This is a genomic window from Enterobacter sp. SORGH_AS_0287 (assembly GCF_031453695.1).
In the GTDB taxonomy this organism is placed as follows: Bacteria; Pseudomonadota; Gammaproteobacteria; order Enterobacterales; family Enterobacteriaceae; genus Enterobacter; species Enterobacter ludwigii.
The window spans coordinates 1,083,728-1,102,559 of the sequence record NZ_JAVIZW010000001.1 but is presented as its reverse complement, the minus strand read 5'-3'; the positions used below and the strand labels follow the sequence as shown (position 1 = coordinate 1,102,559).

Here is an 18,832-nt window from a genome sequence, read left to right as displayed (position 1 = left end):
ATTTTTTTACGGTTGACCTATTGTTGATATAGCTCAATCTGACACCAGACGCAGGAAAACGATGATCCCGAACCACCCTGAAACTGAACAAATACTGCTGGAAAATGTGCTTTTTGCCCTCGGTAACCCGCTCCGGCTGTCGATTATCCGCAGGCTGGCCGATGGCAGCGAACTGAGCTGTAACGCGCTGCGCCCGGACGAGGTGGTGAAATCGACGATGACCCATCACTGGCGCGTCTTGCGCGACAGCGGTGTGATTTGGCAGCGCCCGCAGGGGCGAGAAAATATGATTTCACTGCGCAGAGACGATCTTGATGCCCGCTTTCCGGGGCTGATGGCAATATTACTGCAGACGAAGTAACGCGTGTGTCGTGTCGGGCGACTCCGCGCCGCCCGACCCTCTCTCACATTGAATAGCCGGGTTTCTTAATTAAGTGATCCAGGTTGGGTTCAATTTCAGTATCCCAGACCTGCGCTTTCCAGTCGGCTTCCTGCACTTCATTCAGGGCGACCGAAATAGAGCGATCTTTACTGTTCAGATGACGGGTAATCACCTCGGCAATATCCGCCGCCAGCGCGGTTTTTTGGTCGTCGTTCAAATCACGGGGAAAACATTTGATATCTACGTGTGGCATATGCAGGCTTCCAGTTATGAATGTGAGTTCCACGTTATCAGATTATCTCGTTTGCCTTTAACACCTTGTGCAGTTCCGGCAGCTGGCACACGGTATCCGCAATCGCCGTTATCTTCGGCGTATTCGCCGCAAACCATGCATGGCGAGGCCCCCAGGTGCGTGCAACCGTGAGGTAGACGTCAAGCAGCGTCAGCCGTTCCCCGAGCGCAAAAGGGGTGGCACTGAGCTGGCTGTCAAACCACAGATAGAGTGATTTTCGGTATTCAATACAGCTGTTTTTCAACTGCTCCGGCGCATCCGGCACCCAGCGTTCGGGGTAGTCGGCGTAGGTAAAGGTGGGATAAACGTTCGCAACAAACCAAATGAGCAACCGCTGAAACTGCTGCCGCTCAGCCTGCCCGACGGCAGGCGCAAGATCGGGACATCTGTCCAGCACCATCAGGGCAATCGCCGCCGTTTCGGTCATGATCGCCCCGTTTTCCAGTTCCAGCGTGGGTACCTGACACAGCGGATTGCGTGCTTTCAGCAACTCACGCTGCGGGCCGGGCTGGTCGAACCCGTCCACGTTGATAAATTGATAAGGGATGTCTGCCAGAGTCAGCATCACTTCACTGATTGCCGATCCCCAGCCGGGTACGCCATAGAGTTTAATCATGTTGCCCCTCCGGGATGAAAACCCTAAGTGTAGACACGACTAATAGGTTATCCCAGGCGGGTTCACGTCGGATTGCGTCACCGCTTCGCCCTCTTCTCCCCAGCGTGCCAGCACCCGCTGGTACTCTCCACGCGTAATAGCGCCCTCCAGCGCAGCCTGCAAAGCATAAACCAGCCCATTGCCCTTTTTGGTCGTCGTGGCGACATAGGCTCTCTTCGGCCCGAGACCCACTACGCGCGTTTTGCCGGTCAACGCCGCTTTATAGGCTGATACGGATTGAGGCCCGAAGAACACATCCGCCCTGCCGGACTGAATATAGAGGTTGCCGGAAGCATCATCGGTCAGATAGACCGGCAGCGCAGGCGCACGACCGGCTTTTTTGTTCTCTTCATTCCAGCCCAGCAGAATGCGCTCCTGATTGGTCCCGGAACCGACAATCACCTTTTTGCCTGCCAGATCTTTTGCGCTGTTAATCGCCTGGACCGCGCTGGTGGATTTCACGGAAAACGCCAGTGAGTCGACGCGATAGGTCGCAAAATCAAATTTCTCTTTTCGCTGTTCGGTCACCGCAATATTCACCAGCGCCACGTCATAGCGTCCGGAGCTGATCCCCAGCGGCCAGTCTTCCCAGGCCGTGGGAACCAGCTTCAGCTTTAACCCCAGACTGCCCGCCAGCAAGCGGGCAATATCCGGATCGCTGCCAATCCGCGTCCGGTTATCGCTGGCAAGCAGCGCCAGCGGTGGAGAGTTGAGCGCTGAGATCGCTACCGTGAGCGTGCCCGGCTCAACAAATTTATAGTTCGCGGGGATCTTCGCGACGGCCTGCCGATCTACCGTCACCGGCAGCGGCTGCTCGTTGGCGTGTAAATCGATACCCGCATGGCTCGCGGTCGTAAAAGCCAGACCGGCCAGAAAAGCATATTTCATCTGCGCTCCTTACAGCACTTTTGACAGGAACTGGCGCGTTCGCGGGTGCGACGGACGGGTTAATACGTCGTCACTGCTACCCTGCTCCACAATTTTGCCGTCGACCATAAAGACCACCTGATCCGCCACTTCCCGGGCAAAGCCGATCTCGTGGGTGACCACCACCAGCGTGGTACCCGAGCGGGCGAGCTTTTTAATCACATCCAGCACTTCGCCAACCAGTTCCGGGTCGAGCGCTGAAGTGGGCTCATCAAACAGCATTACCCGGGGACGTAACGCCAGCGCGCGGGCAATGGCAATACGCTGCTGTTGGCCACCGGAGAGATGGCGCGACCAGGCGTCGGCTTTATCGCGCAGCCCGACCACATCCAGCAGGCTGTATGCCCTTTCAACGGCTTCTTTCTTACTCAGTTTTTTATGGGCGATGGGCGCTTCAATCAGGTTTTCCAGCACTGTGAGATGCGGAAAGAGATTAAAGTTCTGGAAGACATAGCCCACATTGACGCGCTGTTTGAGGATCTCTTTCTCTTTCAGCTCGTAGAGTTTGTCACCCTGACGGCGGTAACCGATGTAGTCACCGTCAATCTGGATAAACCCTTCGTCGACGCGTTCCAGATGGTTAATGGTACGCAGAAGCGTCGATTTACCCGATCCGGAAGGCCCGAGGATCACCGTTACCGATCCGGGCGGGATCTCCAGCGAGACGTTATCAAGCGCTTTATGGCGACCAAAAAACTTACTGACGCCGGTAATCGAAATATGCCCTTCAGGAGAGGTTTGCATGGACGGGCTCCTGTACTGATGCGGTGGATACGGAACGGACGCGACTGGCTACCCGGTTTTGATTAACGGCTGAACGGCGTTCGCTGCGGGCAAGCCCGCGCTCCACAACATGCTGAATGGCAGACAACACGGTGGTAATCACCAGATACCAGACCGCACCGACCATCAGCAGCGGGATCACCTCCTGCGTGCGGTTATAGATCATCTGAATGGTATAGAAGAGTTCCGGCATCGCCAGGACATACACCATGGCCGTGCCTTTCGCGAGACTGATAATTTCATTAAATCCGGACGGCAGAATCGTGCGCAGTGCCTGCGGCAAAATGATACGCACCGTGCGACGCCAGGCTGGCAGACCGAGTGCCGCCGCCGCTTCATACTGACCATGATCCACCCCCAGAAAACCGCCGCGAATGATCTCGGCGGTATACGCGCTCTGAACCAGCGTCAGCCCCACCACGGCGGTGGAAAACTGTCCCAGCACGTTGATGGTTTCAAAGCGACCCCAGGTAATGGCGGTGAAGGGTACGCCGAGCGAGAGCGTGTCGTAGAGATAGGAAAAGTTATAGAGAATGATCAGAACCACAATCAGCGGCAACGAACGAAACAGCCAGATATATCCCCAGGCCAGGCTGCTCAGCAGCCAGGATGAAGAGAGTCTCGCCAGCGCCAGCAGGCCGCCAATGACCACGCTCAGCGCAGTGCCGATCAGGGTCAAGAGCAATGTCTGCCCTACGCCTTCGAGGATAACCGGGTCAAAGAACCAACGGGCAAAGACAGACCACTCCCAGCGCGGGTTAAAGGCCACGGACTGAATGACCACCGCAAGCACAAACAGCGCCACCACGGCACCGACAGTCCGCAGCGGATAACGCGCCGGGACCACCTTAATGGTTTCAACGTTGCTCATCGTCATTCCTCATGCTGTTTTACTGAACGCTTCACTGATCAGCGTTTTGGTGAAACGCAGCCGACCATCAAACGGCGGCTGGCTGTACTCTTCCGGATCGCGGTTCAGATCGAACTGCGGCTGATAGCCCTGGCTGATATAGAGCCTGACCGCTTCCGGCTGACGAAAACCGGTGGTGAGGTAGATCTGGCTGTAACCGGCCTGTACCGCCCGACGCTCCAGCTCCTGGACAACGCGGGCCGCCAGCCCCTGTTGACGCAGCGCCTTGTGCGTCCAGATTCGTTTGATTTCAGCGGTGCGTTCATCAAACGGTTTATACGCGCCGGTGGCGATGATGTCGCCGTCACGCTCAAGGACAATAAACAGCCCCTGCGGGGCCAGGTACCACTCCGTGAGCTCCACTTCCGCGTCTTTAGAGAAGTAGTCGCCATAGCGGGCGGCATATTCACCGAATAATCCGTCGATAATGGGCTGAAGATCGGCGTCTTCCGGTGACACGTCCCGAAATTGCTCGCGCATAGCGCCTCCTTAGTCACCCAGTCCTGCCGGGTTCACTTCTGATTGAGGGATACGTTCTACCCCTTCCCCCCAGCGGTTCAGCACTTTGTCGTAATCGCCGTTTTTGATGACCCCGTTAAGTGCAGTCTGTACCGGCTCGACCAGGCCGCTGCCTTTTTTCAGCGTCACCGCAATGTGCGCCGCCTTCGGCCAGCCGCCGTCGACAATCCCAACCCGTTTCGTTTTCCCGGTCAGCGCCGCTTTCCATGCGCCAGTCACGTTCGGGCCAAAGAACGCATCTGCGCGGCCTGACTGGAGAGACAGGGTTTGTGATGCATCGTCTTTGGTGTAGATCGGGGTAAACGGCTTCAGGCCTTTCTTCACGTTCTGCGCATTCCACGCCAGCAGGATAGCCTCCTGGTTGGTCCCGGAACCTACGATGATGCGCAGCCCGGCGATGTCCTCCGCCTTCTGCAGCGAGGTAATCGGGCTGGTCGATTTCACATAGAAGCCGAGGGAATCTTTACGGTAAGTGGCAAAATCAAACTTCTCTTTGCGCTCTCTGGTCACGGTGATGTTGCTGATCGCCGCATCGTATTTCCCGGAGGCGACGCCGAGAGGCCAGTCCTCCCAGGAGGTTGGCACCACGTTCAGCTCCAGCCCAAGACTGTCGGCCACCAGACGGGCAACGTCCACCTCGCTTCCGAGCAGCGTTTTATTGTCGTCGGAAAAAACGGTCAGCGGCGGTGAGTTAAGCGCGGCAACCGCCACGGTGAATTTGCCCGGCACGGCGAAGCGATAATCTTTCGGCAGTTGCGCGATGGCGTCGCTGTTTTTGGCGGTGTTGACGGGCGTTTTGTTGGCTTCCAGGCTCACGCCAGTGCCATTAATGTTCACATTCTCTGCCCAGACGGCAGGGGAAAAGGCCAGCGCAAGCGCCAGAATAAGCGATGATTTCTGCATAGCGAGGTTCTCTATTATTGTTGTGTGAACTGGTTTTTCGGTTCGTCTAAACCCAGACTGTCGCGCAGCGTAGTGCCGGGATAGTCGGTGCGGAATAACCCGCGGGCCTGTAACACCGGGACAACCTGGTCAACAAAACGCGGGAACGTGTCCGGCGTTCCACCCTGAATAATGAAGCCGTCCGCGGCGAATGCCTCAAACCAGCCCTGCAGACCGTCTGCCACCTGCTCCGGCGTACCGGAAAAGCGCGGGCGCGGGGATGCCGCTTCGAGTGCAACCTGACGCAGGGTTAAGTTGCGTTCGCGAGCATTACGCTTAATTTCATCGGTCGTGCTGCGAAAACTGTTTTTGCCCAGTTCACCGATGTCCGGGAACGGCTCGTCGAGCGGGTACTGGCTGAAATCGTGATGTTCGAAATAACGGCCGAGGTAATTCAGGGCATCGTTAATCGACACCAGAGCCGCGGTTGTCTGATACTGGTTCTCCACGTCCTCCGCGTCTTTGCCAACAATCACGCTGACGCCCTGAAAAATATGTAAGTCCGATGCCCTGCGGCCATTCGATTCAAGCTGGTGTTTCACGTCGCGATAAAACGCTTTGGCTTCCTCTAACGTTTCATGATGGGTAAAAATGGCGTCAGCATGTTTCGCGGCCAGTTTTTTTCCGTCATCCGATGCACCTGCCTGAAAAACAATCGGGCGTCCCTGCGGCGTGCGGCCAATATTGAGCGGACCGGCCACCTGGAAGAAATCGCCGTGGTGATCAAGCGTATGCAGTTTTGCCGGGTCAAAGAACTGGCCGCTCTCTTTGTTGCGCACAAAGGCATCTCCCTCCCAGGAATCCCAGAGTCCTTTCACCCACGTCGAGGTATTCATCCGCTATCCGGTAGCGCAGCGCATGTTCAGGGTGTTTCTCGCGCGAGAAGTTTTTTGCCGACCCCTCGAGCGGTGAGGTCACCACGTTCCAGCCTGCGCGTCCGTTGCTTAAATGATCCAGGCTGGCAAACTGGCGCGCCACGGTAAACGGTTCGCTGTAGGAGGTCGATAAGGTACCGACCAGACCGAGGCGCGAGGTCAGACTTGCCAGTGCGGACAAGACCGTTAACGGCTCAAACCGGTTTAAGAAATGCGGGATGGATTTCTCGTTAATATAGAGGCCGTCGGCGACGAATAAAAAATCAAGCTTCCCCTCTTCGGCTTTTAACGCCGTGGCTTTTACAAAATCAAAATTAATGCTGGCATCGGCGACCGCCGCCGGATGGCGCCAGGCAGACATGTTCCCGGAAGCACCATGCAAAATGGTTCCCAGCCGCAATTGTCGGGTTGCAGACATATTCACCTCTTCAGAATTAAACGTGTTGCAGGGCTTTTTCCGCAAGCTGTGCAAAATAGCGGGCAGCGGGCTCAATTAATGCTTCATCCGGGTTGAAGGCCGGGTGATGTAAACCGAACGGACTGGCGCTGCCGATGCTGACAAACGCCCCGGGGATCTGCTGCAGATACACCGCGAAATCTTCCCCGCCCATATGCAGCTCTGCGTGCTGCGTTTCATACCCAGATTCTCTGGCGACGGCGGTGGCAAATTCGGCCCAGTGCGCGTCATTGACCAGCGCGGTAGGCCCGGCGTACCAGGTGATGTCGATCTGCGCGCTAAACGCGCTGGCAAACCCGGCGGCAATTTCGCCGACGCGTGCTTTCACATTCTGCTGCACTTCCACGCGGTGGGTGCGAAGCGTGCCTTCCAGCTCAACGCTTTCCGGCAGGACGTTCCAGGTATTGCCCCCGGTAATGCGCGTGACGCTCAGCACCACGGAATCAAGCGTGTTGACGTTGCGGCTGGCAACGCTCTGCAACGCCGTTACCAGCTGGCTCGCCAGCACGATGGCGTCGTTACCTTCATGCGGACGTGCAGCATGCGCGCCTTTACCGGTAATTCGGATAACAAACCGGTCGACGTTGGCGTAGAACGGCCCACCGCGGGTGGCAAATTCCCCGACCGGCAGCCCCGGCTCGTTATGCATCCCGAAGATGGCACTGACATCACGTAAGGCACCGGCCCGCACCATACTTTTCGCGCCGCCAAAGTTCTCTTCAGCCGGCTGAAAAAGGATCCGCACACGCCCGTTTAAAGACGCTTCACGCTCTTTAAGCTTTAACGCCGCCCCGAGGATCACACTGGTATGAATATCGTGTCCGCAGGCATGCATCACCCCCGCACGCTGTGAGCTAAACGGCACGCCGCTGCGCTCTTCAATGGGCAAGGCGTCAATATCGGCCCGCAGCGCGATCAGCTTTTTCCCCGTGCCAATTTCGGCCACCACGCCGGTCTGAAGCGCATAAGGCAGCGGCGTAATGCCAGCCGTCGTCAGCCACTGACGCAGGCGAGCGGTCGTTTCGACCTCCTGGCCGGACAGCTCCGGGTTCTGGTGCAGCTCCCGGCGCCAGGCAATCAGTTGTTCGTCAAAACGCATACGGCGACCTCCTTGTTAAGCTTCGCCTGCGCCAGCAGACGCAGGGACTGTATTCGCGTTACGCCATCCGCAACGGGCGTATCAATAATGAATTCATCAATGCCCCATTTTTCGTGCAGGGCGTTCAACTGTTCCAGCACCGATTCAGCTGTTCCCGCCAGCAGCGACTGTGCCCGACGGGCAATGCGCACCGGCTCGCTGCCCGCCTGTCGGGCAAAGGCATAGGCCTGCTCTTCGCTGGCCACGGTGACGCGCTGCCCATTTGCCAGTTCGACGCCCCAGACTTCAACCTGTTGTGCCAGTGCCTCCGCCTCAGCCTGCGACTGGGCGACGATGACCTGCACCGCCACAATCGCATCCCGGGCGCTGTGGTTACGCCAGGTGGTGATGACTTCACGCAGCAGCGCCGGATCCCCATTCAGGTGAGCAGCAAAGACAAAATGCCAGTCAAGTTTCGCGGCCAGCAGCGCGCTTTCGGTACTGGCCCCCAGCAGGAACCCCTGCGCCGGAACCGGCGGCAGCGGCGTCGCGCGAACGGCCTCGTCCACCGACTGATTTTCCGGCTGGATCCAGTGATGAAGCTGTGTCAGCTGTTCGGCAAAACTGCCTTTTTGCTGTTGATCGAGGCCCTGCTGCAGCGCCCGGGTGGAGAGCGGCAGGCCGCCTGGGGCTTTCCCGACGCCCAGATCCACGCGCCCGGGAGCAAGCGCGGCCAGGAGGTTGAAATTTTCTGCGACTTTGTAAGGGCTGTAGTGCTGGAGCATGACGCCACCAGAGCCCACGCGGATACGCCGTGTTTGCCCGAGGATCCAGGCGATTAACAGTTCGGGTGAAGGGCTGGCCAACTGGGGCGTGTTGTGGTGTTCGGCAATCCAGAAACGGTGATAGCCCAGATTTTCTGCCTGCTGTGCCAGCGCCATGGTTCGCGCCAGTGCATCGGCAGCCGTTTCGTTTTCAGCGATGGGGCTTTTATCCAGAATACTGATTCGCCAGGACATGTTGCGTTCTCGTTTGACTTAACATGTCATCATTATTAAAGGCGTATTTCACCTCTGAGAAACAATTAATTTACATTTGGTTTGCCGGAAATCAGATATATAAATCCATGCTACGCGTGTGACTTAAGCGATGAAATGAGGTTTTCCACCTCACTGCGGCGGGTAATGCGGACAAAATGAATATGGGCGTATTGCGGGTCTACCATATCGCGTGCATAACGTGCGCGGTTGCTGCGCCAGGTTTTGATTGTCCAGATAATAATGGACTCACGGCTCAAGAATGAGCGACGAAAACTCTCACAGTTTCCCGTACCGGGCCACAGTTCCTGTTTGTGCCAGGCGCGCCTGAACGCTCGGGTGACAGCCTGATACAGGGTTCGGGCGAACCCATAATCCACCCACACCACCCGATCCACGTCTCGCCATTTCACAGGACGCGTACGGTTATAGTTGCCATCAAGCACCCACTCCGCTGACGCCTTTAGCGTCGTCTCCAGTTTTTCCAGCAAGATAGCGTCCGGTGTGCCCTGCCAGTCCGGACACCAGTAAAGTCGGTCCATTTCAATGTAAGGAATATCCAGTTCTGCGGCGATACGCTTCGCCAGAGTGCTTTTTCCACTCCCGCTGGTGCCAATCACATTTACTTTCACCCTGCTGCCCCCTGTTGAAGAAAAACCCTTAAAGCATAGCGTTTTCATCTTGTTAACGAAACGCTATTTCGGCGGGTCAGTTTACGTCGAAGAGTGATCTCCCGCTTTTAATTTGCCTTATGGCGTTTATTTGCAGGGTGCTACAAAAACGCACCGATAAATATTTTCATTTTTATTACATCGAACGCATTTTAAAAATAAAAAATACTAAACACAGGGTATTCCGGAACGCATAACTTTCGTAGAGAATATGCCGACAGTAAAAATAAAAACAAACCTTTCAATCTTGCCTGAATGTTTAACGGGCTCTTTTTTATTGATATATGACCATGGGGTTACTGATGCGGAATAACACTCCCGTTACACAAAACGAGTATTTACTTAACGAAGGTTCGACGCTCATGTCGACCACCAATACGCACAGCCATATTACCTATGCGAACTCTGCCTTTATTGACGCCAGCGGCTATAAAGAAGAGAGTCTTCTCGGTGAGCCGCATAATCTTATTCGCCATCCCGACATGCCTGCCGAGGCGTTTGGCGACATGTGGTTTACCCTGCAACAGGGTGAGACCTGGACGGGGCTGGTCAAGAACCGCCGCCAGAACGGCGATCACTACTGGGTGCGCGCAAACGTCACCCCGGTTTATCAGAATGAAACGTTAACCGGCTATATTTCTGTGCGGAATATTCCTTCGCGTGAAGAGATTACTGTCAGTGAAAAACGGTATGAGAAAGTGCGCAATAATGAATTAAAACATCACCGCTTTTATAAAGGCCTGTTTGTTCGCCACGGTCTGTTCTCTTTTACGTCGCTGTTTAAACGCCTCAGCACCAGTAAAAGGATCCATCTTGGTATTGCGATAACCGCCCTGCTCGCCTGTCTGCAGCTGTTTATATTTGCCGATCGTATTGTTGAGACTGTCGGTCTGGCTCTGCTATTTATTGCCCTGGCCGTTTATCTTCATGCGCAAATTGCGAAGCCGGTTAAATCCATTGTCCAGCAAATGCAGCGGGTGGTTTCAGGACGTAAAGCGGACTATTACCATTTTGACCGCGTCGATGAAATCGGCCTGATGATGCGCATGGTGAATCAGTCGGGTCTGAACCTCCATTCGCTGGTGGACGATGTCGGTGCGCAAATCAGCGGTATAAGTACAATCAGCCAGCAGGTGGCGAAAGAAGGTATGGCATTACAAACGCGTACCGAAGAAACCGCAGACTTTCTGCAGCAAACGGCCTCAGCCGTGGAAGAAATTGCCAGCGCAGTTCAGCAGACGGCTGAAACGGCGAAAGACGCGATCCTGATGGCAGATCGCACCCGCACCAGCGCTCACCGCGGTGAAGCAATGATGAAAGAGACTATCGGCATGATGCAGTCCGTGTCGCAGGATAACAGCCAGATCGTCGACATCATCAGCGTCATCGATCGTATCGCCTTCCAGACCAATATTCTGGCGCTGAACGCGGCCGTTGAAGCGGCGCGTGCGGGTGATGCCGGGCGCGGTTTTGCAGTCGTGGCGGCCGAAGTGCGCAACCTTGCCCAGCACTCTGCCACGGCGGCCAAAGAGATCAAAACGCTTATAGAGAAAAACGTTTCCAGCGTGAACGCCGGCGTGGAGAAGGTCGAGCAAACTGAATCGCAGCTCACGGTGATGATTGGCAATGTCATGGAGATGTCTTCTCTGATTAAGGAGATAGGCCACGCCACGCAGGAGCAAACGCAGGCGCTGACCCTGATTAACGCGTCCATCTCCCGCATCGGTACAATGACCCAAAACAATACCGGTATGGTGGATAACGTGACGGACGCCGCACACCATCTGACGCAGCGCACGACCCGCCTGCAACAGGCGATTGCCGTTTTTGGCGGTTGAGCAAAGGCGCCGTTATGCGCTGGTTGCTTTGCGCAATCATTAAGCGAAACTGATGATTAAAGCACCACTTCATTAATGGATTTGTCTAAAAACTCACCGCTATTCAGCGTGTTGTGATCCCCGTCTGCTCTGACCACACGATTTCCTTCGACGTGCATCACTTTCGGCACGGTTATATTTTGCGTCGCTTATGAATTGCAGGTAGGATGCCTCGCCATGTTTCGCCTTATCCATACGCAGAATGACTGGGAAGGCAACATGTGTTTGCGCAGAAGCAATCGTTTGTATTGCACTCTGCCAGGCAGGACTATCACGATAATGGTTCAGACAGGCAAACAGGTAACTCAATGAAAACAAGCAATAAAAGCGCAGCCGATCATCACGCTGCTAAACGTCGCTGGTTAAACTCCCATGAAGAGGGCTACCACAAAGCGATGGGCAACCGTCAGGTTCAAATGATCGCCATCGGCGGCGCTATCGGAACGGGTCTGTTTTTAGGTGCTGGCGCTCGTCTGCAGATGGCTGGCCCGGCTCTCGCCCTGGTCTATCTGGTGTGCGGGATCTTCTCTTTCTTCATTCTTCGTGCATTGGGCGAACTGGTACTGCATCGCCCTTCCAGCGGCAGTTTTGTCTCTTATGCCCGTGAATTCCTCGGTGAAAAAGCGGCCTACGTTGCTGGATGGATGTACTTCGTCAACTGGGCAATGACCGGTATTGTCGATATCACCGCCGTCGCGCTTTACATGCACTACTGGGGCGCGTTTGGTGATGTGCCACAATGGGTGTTTGCGCTGGGCGCACTGGCCATTGTCGGCACCATGAACATGATCGGCGTGAAGTGGTTCGCGGAGATGGAGTTCTGGTTCGCGCTGGTAAAAGTGCTGGCCATCGTGGTGTTCCTGGTCGTGGGTACGGTGTTCCTCGGTAGCGGTAAACCGCTTGATGGCAATGCCACCGGTTTCCACCTGATCACTGATAACGGCGGTTTCTTCCCGCATGGCCTGCTGCCTGCGCTGGTACTGGTTCAGGGTGTGGTGTTCGCCTTCGCGTCCATTGAGCTGGTCGGCACCGCGGCGGGTGAATGTAAAGACCCACAGACCATGGTACCTAAAGCCATTAACAGCGTTATCTGGCGTATCGGTCTCTTTTATGTTGGTTCCGTGGTGCTGCTGGTTCTGCTGCTGCCGTGGAACGCCTATCAGGCGGGTCAAAGCCCGTTTGTGACCTTCTTCTCTAAACTGGGCGTGCCTTATGTTGGCAGCATCATGAATATCGTGGTGCTGACGGCTGCGCTCTCCAGTCTGAACTCGGGTCTTTACTCTACCGGTCGTATCCTGCGCTCCATGTCGATGGGCGGTTCGGCGCCGAAATTCATGTCGAAGATGAGCCGTCAGCATGTGCCTTACGCGGGCATTCTGGCGACGCTGGTGGTGTATGTCTTCGGCGTGTTCCTGAACTACCTGGTACCGTCTCAGGTATTCGAAATCGTGCTGAACGTTGCCGCGCTCGGCATCATCGCCTCCTGGGCCTTTATCGTGGTCTGCCAGATGCGTCTGCGCAAAGCGATCAAAGAAGGCAAAGCCGCTGAAGTCAGCTTTAAGCTGCCGGGCGCACCGGTGACCTCCTGGCTCACCCTGCTGTTCCTGTTCAGCGTGCTGGTGCTGATGGCGTTTGATTACCCGAACGGTACCTACACGATTGCCACCATTCCTCTGCTGGCCGTATTGCTGATTGCCGGCTGGTTTGGCGTGCGTAAACGCGTACAAGAAATTCACAGCACGGCGCCGGTTCATCCTGATGATGCCAAACACGACGCCCCGCTGGTTGAAGAGACGTCGCGTTAATATCGACCTGCTGGTTAATACAAAGGGAAGGCATTGCGCCTTCCCTTTTTCTTTGTGTTGAGGAGCGAAACTTAGAGCGTGATACGAATCACGTCATCAGGCTGGGTGGCTTCCTGCTGACGGGTCGATTTTTGTTTTACCGTCACATACAGGGTTTTCCCATCCGCAGAGAGCGCCAGACTGTTCGGATAGACCGGGGTGTCGAAGGTTTTGGTAACGTTGTAGGTTTTCGCGTCGATTACGCTCACCTTACCCGCTTCACGGTGCGTCACATACGCTTCGTTGCGCGCCGGGTTAAACAGAACGGCCAGCGATTCAGGCACGGCAATTTTCTTGATGACGCTGCCGTCCTTCAGATTCACCACCAGCACTTCCGGCTGCTTTGAGTCGGTTAAGAACGCACGCTGTCCGGCGGTATCTAGGCTCAGATTCAGGTAGAAGTGCTCCTTACCGTCGTCCTGCACTTTTTTACGGCTGAGGATTTTGTGGGTTGCCGTATCAATCGTCACCAGTTCGCCATCAGCATTGGTGGTGTAAAGACGTTTTGCCTTCGCATCCAGCGCCAGGCCGGTGCTGAATTTACCGGTACTGCCGATGGTCTCTTTCAGCTTCAGCGTTGCACCATCCACCACCCAAATCGCGCTCTCCTGGCCTACGCCGGTGATGTAAACCGTGTTTGTGCTGTCATCGGCCACCAGCTGGCGCGGCTGCAGCGGTTTGACGGTTTCACTGCGCTGACGGTTATCCAGCACCAGTCGCCCTTTCACCTCACCCGTTTTGGCATCAATCGCGGTTACCGCGCCGTTGATGGTGTTACCAAACCACAGCGTCTGGGTGGCATTATCAAGGGTGGCACCGAAGGGTTTGAGATCGTTATGAATGACCTGCGTCACGTCCAGCGTGACCGGGTCAAGGCGATAGACAATCCCGCCTTTGTCCGTTTTGCGGCTCTGCGATGTCGCGACCCACAGCGCATTCTCCTGCTGGCTCACGGCCATTTCATATGCGCCTTTCCCTACCGCTTTGCGCAACATCTCTTCGGCAGCATGAACCTGGAAGGTTCCGGCAAACAGTAACGCCCCGGACAGCAGAGACATACTCAGGCGCGGCGAGCACAGATGACGTAAAGACATAACAATTCCTTTTTTGAACACAGGGTTTACTGCTGACATCACTTCCGGCAGGCAACGTCATGGCATTGCCGTTTTGATAATGAGAATAGTAATCATTTATGAGTTAAATGTGGAGTTTTTCTTTCCTTCCCGGCCTTTCATTAACGCAATGTGCGGTTATAGTTTTCAAAAGATTTACAAAAGATTTAACATATATGGACATGTTCCATTTGGTACGTTTTTTCCATAACCGGTCTATTTCATGAAAATCATTTCTGCCCGTAAGGCAACGCTTCCACTGCTGCTGGTTCCTGTTATCTCTGCGCCTCTCACTGCGATGAGTGCCGATGAACAAACCATGATCGTCAGCGCCACGCCGCAAACCGTCTCGGAGCTCGATACCCCGGCGGCGGTCAGCGTCGTGAATGGCGATGATATGCGTCATGCTGCGCCACGCATTAACCTGTCTGAATCTCTTGGCAGCGTGCCGGGACTGCAGATCCAGAACCGCCAGAACTATGCTCAGGATCTCCAGCTTTCGATGCGTGGGTTTGGTGCCCGCTCAACCTTCGGCGTGCGCGGTATCCGTATGTATGTCGACGGTATTCCGGCAACCATGCCGGATGGACAGGGACAAACCTCCAATATCGATCTCTCCAGCGTGGACAGCGTAGAAGTGCTGCGCGGCCCCTTCTCTGCCCTTTATGGCAACGCCTCCGGCGGCGTGATCAACATGACGACCCAGACCGGGCAGCAGCCGCCGACCATTGAGGCCAGCAGCTATTACGGCAGTTACGGTACCTGGCGCTATGGAATGAAAGCCACCGGCGCGATGGGTGACGGGACGCATGCCGGGGATGTGGACTACACCGTGTCCACTACCCGTTTCACGACCAAAGGTTATCGCGACCACAGCGGCGCGCGGAAGAATCTCGCCAACGCTAAACTGGGTGTTCGTATTGATGACGTGAGCAAGCTGACGCTGATTTTCAACAGCGTGGACATGAAAGCCAACGATCCGGGTGGACTGAGTGCCCAGGAGTGGCATGACAACCCTCGCCAGTCTCCGCGTGGCGACCAATACAATACGCGCAAGACCATCAAGCAGACCCAGGCTGGCCTGCGCTACGATCGTCAGCTCAGCACCCAGGACGATCTCAGTGTCATGATGTACGCCGGCGAACGTGAAATGACGCAGTACCAGTCAATTCCTTATCAGCCTCAGCTGAGACCTTCCCACTCCGGCGGCGTGATTGATATGCAGCGCCATTACCAGGGGATTGATACCCGCTGGACGCACCGTGGCGAACTGCTGGTTCCGGTCACCTTTACCACCGGTCTGAACTACGAAAACATGAGCGAAGATCGTCGCGGATACGAAAACTTCGTGATGAACAACGGCGTGCCGGAGTACGGCGTCAAGGGTGACAAACGTCGTAACGAACGTAACCTGATGTGGAACGTCGACCCGTACCTGCAAACAAGCTGGCAGTTAACGCAGAAACTCTCCGTGGATGCCGGCGTCCGTTACAGCTCGGTCTGGTTTGACTCCAACGACCATTACGTGACCCCGGGCAACGGAGACGACAGCGGTGACGCAAGCTATCACAAGTGGCTCCCGGCCGGATCGGTGAAATATGCCGTGACCGATGCGTGGAATCTCTATGCTGCGGCAGGTCGTGGGTTTGAAACGCCAACCATCAATGAGCTCTCTTATCGTGCGGATAACCAGGGCGGCCTCAACATTGGCCTGAAACCTTCCACGAACAATACCTATGAAGTGGGCAGCAAAACCCGTATCGGTAATGGTCTGCTGACGGCAGCGCTGTTCCGCACCGATACGGATGATGAGATTGTCGTCGATGCCAGCGCTGGCGGTCGTACCAGCTATAAAAACGCCGGTAAAACCCGTCGTCAGGGGGTTGAAGTTTCCCTGGATCAGCAGTTTGCTGAGAACTGGAAGCTGAAAATGGCGTGGACCTATCTGGACGCCACCTATCGTACCAACGTGTGCAGCACCGGCGACTGTAACGGCAACCGTATGCCGGGCATTGCCCGCAACATGGGTTATGCCTCGTTTGGCTGGCAGCCGGAAGAAGGCTGGTATGCGGGATCGGATGTGCGCTACATGAGCGATATCATGGCGGATGACGAGAACACGGCGAAAGCCCCGTCCTACACGGTGGTTGGGCTGAATACCGGGTATAAATTCAACTACGGTAACTGGGGAATGGACGTCTTTGGTCGCGTCGATAACCTGTTCGATAAAGAGTATGTCGGATCGGTTATCGTGAATGAATCCAACGGGCGTTATTACGAACCTGCACCGGGCCGTAACTACGGCGTAGGTCTGTCAGTCTCTTATCGCTTCGAGTAAGCAAAAAGCATTCTTTTTTGCTGAATATTATTTTTATAAATGGAATAACGCTCCTGATGGCAATAAGCCATCAGGAGTATTTAACCAGGAATATAATTCGCGGCAGGATATAGTCGCTCTGCTAAATAATCTCTCAGTTAAAATATTGTCGCTGTAAAAGCGTGTTCGCTTCGTCAATCAACGTCTCTATCGCCTTCTGACTGCCATCAACATCTCTTCGCTCAAGCGCGGACAGGAGCTCGGCGTAGTGATAAGTCGACACCTTGATGTCGTTAAGCTCCTGATGCAGATAGTTCATGCAAGGTCCAATACGCACCCATAGCTGCTCAATTAAGGCGCTGAGTGTCGGCATTTCCGCGTACTGATAAAGCGTAAACCGAAAGATGCGGTTAGCATGCAGCGCCTGCTGAACGTGCCCGTTGCGCATGGCTTCATGGAATGTCTCTGATAGCTTGCGCAACACCTCCAGCTTATTTTCCGTCATATGCTGACAGGCGGCAGCTACCGCCATAGGCTCAAGCTGTTTTCTGATGGCGTTAATCTCGTTATAACGCTCAAGCGTGACCTCAGGAACCAGAAACGCCTGGGCCGGCGTGGCGTGCAATGCCCCAGACGACACCAGACGCAAAAGCGCCTCGCGAACCGGGGTAATACTGGTTCCTAATTTATCAGCAATTTCTTTGGTAATCAGTCGAGCGCCAGGTTTCAGTGAGCCTGTAATTAACGCGCCTTTCAAACTGAGTTCGACTTGCATGGTAAGACTGATCCTTTGCGCTTTTTCTAAATGGTCCAAATCAAGCATGTTCAATTCCTGTAGCTAATACTTAATGCTATTTTTAAACGCCGTTTTTTATAAACGACGCTGTTCCGATATATCCTGTATCGTCATGCCTGGTGATGGGAAATCTGTAAAAATGTCAAGAAATGCAAAATTTATTTTTTTCGTTTTCGTGCTCATCTGAACGGAAGGCGCGAAAAGCCATGTCCAGTTAATTAAAGACAATATATCGTATCTTCACAAATAAATATGGCGGGAAACCCCGCCATATTTTAGATTATTTATTGTCACCCGCGACGCGAATCACGACTTTGCCGAAGTTTTTTCCTTCAAGAAGGCCAATCAGCGCCTCAGGCGCATTCTCCAGGCCCTCTGTAACCTGCTCACGGTAGTGAATTTTGCCTTCCTGCACCCAGCGCCCCATCTCATCCTGGAACTCCTTGATGCGATGGCCGTAGTCCTGAGCGATGATAAACCCCTGCATACGAATACGTTTCTTCAGAATCGTCGCCATCAATAACGGCAAACGATCCGGCCCTTCCGGCAGACCCGTCGCATTGTAACCGCTCACCAGACCACATACCGGTACGCGCGCCGAGGTGTTCAGTAAGGGCAACACGGCGTCAAAGACTTTCCCGCCGACGTTTTCATAATAGACATCAATCCCTTTCGGGCAGGCCTTTTCCAGCTGGGCCGCGAAGTCATCGGCATGATGATCCAGGCACTGGTCAAACCCGAGCACCTCGACGGCATGGCGGCATTTTTCTGCACCACCGGCAACGCCGATCACCCGGCAACCTTTGATTTTACCGATCTGCCCGACCGTCGCACCAACCGGCCCCGTCGCCGCCGCAACCACCAGCGTTTCACCGGCTTTAGGCTGGCCGATGTCCAGTAGCCCCATATAGGCGGTAAACCCTGGCATACCCAGAATGCCCAGCGCCCACGAGGGATGAAAAATATTATCGCCCAGTTTCACCAGGCCGCTGCCGTCTGAAATTTCATACTCCTGCCAGCCGCTGTAGCCCAGCACCCACTCACCCGGCGTATAGTCCGGATGGTTTGACTGCTCAACGCGACTGACCGTTCCCCCCACCATGACCGCCCCAATTTCCACTGGCGGTGAATAGGAAGGTGCATCACTCATGCGCCCACGCATGTAAGGATCAAGCGACAGCCAGACCGTGCGCAGCAAAAGCTGTCCTGCCTGAGGTTCAGGAACAGGCTGCTCTTCCAGACGAAAATTCTCCGCGACCGGCGCACCGTGCGGACGAGAAGCCAGAACCCAGCGGCGATTTTGCGAAACAGATTGATTCATCAGGAACTCCTTCTGGTACAAATGTCATTAGAGCCTG

At 55.0% G+C, this 18,832-nt stretch carries 16 protein-coding genes and 1 pseudogene; 4 read left to right on the top strand and 13 right to left on the bottom strand.

All coding sequences use genetic code 11. The features are described from left to right. Positions 1-61 precede the first annotated feature (61 nt). Positions 62-361 (top strand): helix-turn-helix transcriptional regulator, encoded by a 300-nt coding sequence (locus QE396_RS05250; protein WP_014170235.1) that lies wholly within the window; start codon positions 62-64, stop codon positions 359-361. Between the two features lie 43 nt (positions 362-404). On the opposite strand, the gene pptA is transcribed toward QE396_RS05250, so the two are convergent. The 10 genes and pseudogenes from pptA to QE396_RS05200 all read right to left on the bottom strand — a co-directional run bounded on the left by pptA (position 405) and on the right by QE396_RS05200 (position 9,489). Continuing rightward, the gene (pptA, locus tag QE396_RS05245) at positions 405-635 is read right to left on the bottom strand and encodes a tautomerase PptA (protein ID WP_020884045.1); all 231 of its coding nucleotides are present in this window, start codon (positions 633-635) and stop codon (positions 405-407) included. Positions 636-672: 37 nt separating this feature from the next. After that, a complete protein-coding gene (locus QE396_RS05240) occupies positions 673-1,290 on the bottom strand; it encodes a glutathione S-transferase family protein (protein WP_309950210.1) in 618 nt (205 codons plus the stop codon). A gap of 39 nt (positions 1,291-1,329) precedes the next feature. Continuing rightward, the gene (locus QE396_RS05235) at positions 1,330-2,217 is read right to left on the bottom strand and encodes a transporter substrate-binding domain-containing protein (protein WP_020884043.1); all 888 of its coding nucleotides are present in this window, start codon (positions 2,215-2,217) and stop codon (positions 1,330-1,332) included. A 9-nt stretch (positions 2,218-2,226) separates the two neighbouring features. Continuing rightward, positions 2,227-3,000, bottom strand: a complete 774-nt coding sequence (locus QE396_RS05230) for an amino acid ABC transporter ATP-binding protein (RefSeq protein WP_014170239.1) — start codon at positions 2,998-3,000, stop codon at positions 2,227-2,229. Beyond that, positions 2,984-3,910 carry an amino acid ABC transporter permease gene (locus tag QE396_RS05225; protein WP_020884042.1) on the bottom strand — a complete coding sequence of 309 codons (927 nt, stop codon included), beginning with the start codon at positions 3,908-3,910 and terminating at the stop codon, positions 2,984-2,986. Before QE396_RS05225 ends, QE396_RS05230 begins: the two co-directional genes overlap by 17 nt. 9 nt (positions 3,911-3,919) lie before the next feature. Next, positions 3,920-4,429, bottom strand: a complete 510-nt coding sequence (locus QE396_RS05220; RefSeq protein WP_020884041.1) for a GNAT family N-acetyltransferase — start codon at positions 4,427-4,429, stop codon at positions 3,920-3,922. A 9-nt stretch (positions 4,430-4,438) separates the two neighbouring features. Further along, a pseudogene (locus QE396_RS05215) lies at positions 4,439-6,703 on the bottom strand (NtaA/DmoA family FMN-dependent monooxygenase). 16 nt (positions 6,704-6,719) lie between these two features. Beyond that, positions 6,720-7,841 carry an amidohydrolase gene (locus tag QE396_RS05210; RefSeq protein ID WP_020884038.1) on the bottom strand — a complete coding sequence of 374 codons (1,122 nt, stop codon included), beginning with the start codon at positions 7,839-7,841 and terminating at the stop codon, positions 6,720-6,722. Further along, positions 7,820-8,839 (bottom strand): LLM class flavin-dependent oxidoreductase, encoded by a 1,020-nt coding sequence (locus QE396_RS05205; protein ID WP_020884037.1) that lies wholly within the window; start codon positions 8,837-8,839, stop codon positions 7,820-7,822. The genes QE396_RS05210 and QE396_RS05205 overlap by 22 nt, the downstream gene beginning before the upstream one ends. Before the next feature lie 110 nt (positions 8,840-8,949). Further along, complete coding sequence (locus QE396_RS05200) at positions 8,950-9,489, bottom strand: AAA family ATPase (RefSeq protein WP_020884036.1); 540 nt, start codon at positions 9,487-9,489, stop codon at positions 8,950-8,952. A 341-nt stretch (positions 9,490-9,830) separates the two neighbouring features. On the opposite strand from QE396_RS05200, the gene QE396_RS05195 reads away from it, so the two are divergent. Both QE396_RS05195 and ansP read left to right on the top strand, forming a co-directional pair. Next, positions 9,831-11,366 carry a PAS domain-containing methyl-accepting chemotaxis protein gene (locus tag QE396_RS05195; protein WP_032670346.1) on the top strand — a complete coding sequence of 512 codons (1,536 nt, stop codon included), beginning with the start codon at positions 9,831-9,833 and terminating at the stop codon, positions 11,364-11,366. Between the two features lie 347 nt (positions 11,367-11,713). Continuing rightward, on the top strand, positions 11,714-13,210 hold the full coding sequence (ansP, locus tag QE396_RS05190) for an L-asparagine permease (RefSeq protein WP_020884034.1): 1,497 nt from the start codon (positions 11,714-11,716) through the stop codon (positions 13,208-13,210). A gap of 71 nt (positions 13,211-13,281) precedes the next feature. On the opposite strand, the gene QE396_RS05185 is transcribed toward ansP, so the two are convergent. Next, a complete protein-coding gene (locus QE396_RS05185) occupies positions 13,282-14,343 on the bottom strand; it encodes a YncE family protein (RefSeq protein ID WP_020884033.1) in 1,062 nt (353 codons plus the stop codon). 241 nt (positions 14,344-14,584) lie between these two features. On the opposite strand from QE396_RS05185, the gene pqqU reads away from it, so the two are divergent. Then, positions 14,585-16,699 (top strand): TonB-dependent receptor PqqU, encoded by a 2,115-nt coding sequence (gene pqqU / locus QE396_RS05180; protein WP_020884032.1) that lies wholly within the window; start codon positions 14,585-14,587, stop codon positions 16,697-16,699. A gap of 133 nt (positions 16,700-16,832) precedes the next feature. On the opposite strand, the gene QE396_RS05175 is transcribed toward pqqU, so the two are convergent. Together QE396_RS05175 and QE396_RS05170 are read right to left on the bottom strand one after the other, a co-directional pair. Next, on the bottom strand, positions 16,833-17,501 hold the full coding sequence (locus tag QE396_RS05175) for a GntR family transcriptional regulator (protein WP_020884031.1): 669 nt from the start codon (positions 17,499-17,501) through the stop codon (positions 16,833-16,835). 253 nt (positions 17,502-17,754) lie between these two features. Beyond that, positions 17,755-18,795: an NADP-dependent oxidoreductase gene (locus QE396_RS05170; protein WP_020884030.1), complete on the bottom strand. Its 1,041-nt coding sequence runs from the start codon at positions 18,793-18,795 to the stop codon at positions 17,755-17,757. Positions 18,796-18,832 lie beyond the last annotated feature (37 nt).

What these genes read in the sequence shown, in the direction of transcription:
- QE396_RS05250 (WP_014170235.1), top strand. Translation starts at nt 62, where the DNA reads ATGATCCCGAACCACCCTGAAACTGAACAAATACTGCTGGAAAATGTG.
- pptA (WP_020884045.1), bottom strand. Translation starts at nt 635, where the DNA reads ATGCCACACGTAGATATCAAATGTTTTCCCCGTGATTTGAACGACGAC.
- QE396_RS05240 (WP_309950210.1), bottom strand. Translation starts at nt 1,290, where the DNA reads ATGATTAAACTCTATGGCGTACCCGGCTGGGGATCGGCAATCAGTGAA.
- QE396_RS05235 (WP_020884043.1), bottom strand. Translation starts at nt 2,217, where the DNA reads ATGAAATATGCTTTTCTGGCCGGTCTGGCTTTTACGACCGCGAGCCAT.
- QE396_RS05230 (WP_014170239.1), bottom strand. Translation starts at nt 3,000, where the DNA reads ATGCAAACCTCTCCTGAAGGGCATATTTCGATTACCGGCGTCAGTAAG.
- QE396_RS05225 (WP_020884042.1), bottom strand. Translation starts at nt 3,910, where the DNA reads ATGAGCAACGTTGAAACCATTAAGGTGGTCCCGGCGCGTTATCCGCTG.
- QE396_RS05220 (WP_020884041.1), bottom strand. Translation starts at nt 4,429, where the DNA reads ATGCGCGAGCAATTTCGGGACGTGTCACCGGAAGACGCCGATCTTCAG.
- QE396_RS05210 (WP_020884038.1), bottom strand. Translation starts at nt 7,841, where the DNA reads ATGCGTTTTGACGAACAACTGATTGCCTGGCGCCGGGAGCTGCACCAG.
- QE396_RS05205 (WP_020884037.1), bottom strand. Translation starts at nt 8,839, where the DNA reads ATGTCCTGGCGAATCAGTATTCTGGATAAAAGCCCCATCGCTGAAAAC.
- QE396_RS05195 (WP_032670346.1), top strand. Translation starts at nt 9,831, where the DNA reads ATGCGGAATAACACTCCCGTTACACAAAACGAGTATTTACTTAACGAA.
- ansP (WP_020884034.1), top strand. Translation starts at nt 11,714, where the DNA reads ATGAAAACAAGCAATAAAAGCGCAGCCGATCATCACGCTGCTAAACGT.
- QE396_RS05185 (WP_020884033.1), bottom strand. Translation starts at nt 14,343, where the DNA reads ATGTCTTTACGTCATCTGTGCTCGCCGCGCCTGAGTATGTCTCTGCTG.
- pqqU (WP_020884032.1), top strand. Translation starts at nt 14,585, where the DNA reads ATGAAAATCATTTCTGCCCGTAAGGCAACGCTTCCACTGCTGCTGGTT.
- QE396_RS05175 (WP_020884031.1), bottom strand. Translation starts at nt 17,501, where the DNA reads ATGCTTGATTTGGACCATTTAGAAAAAGCGCAAAGGATCAGTCTTACC.
- QE396_RS05170 (WP_020884030.1), bottom strand. Translation starts at nt 18,795, where the DNA reads ATGAATCAATCTGTTTCGCAAAATCGCCGCTGGGTTCTGGCTTCTCGT.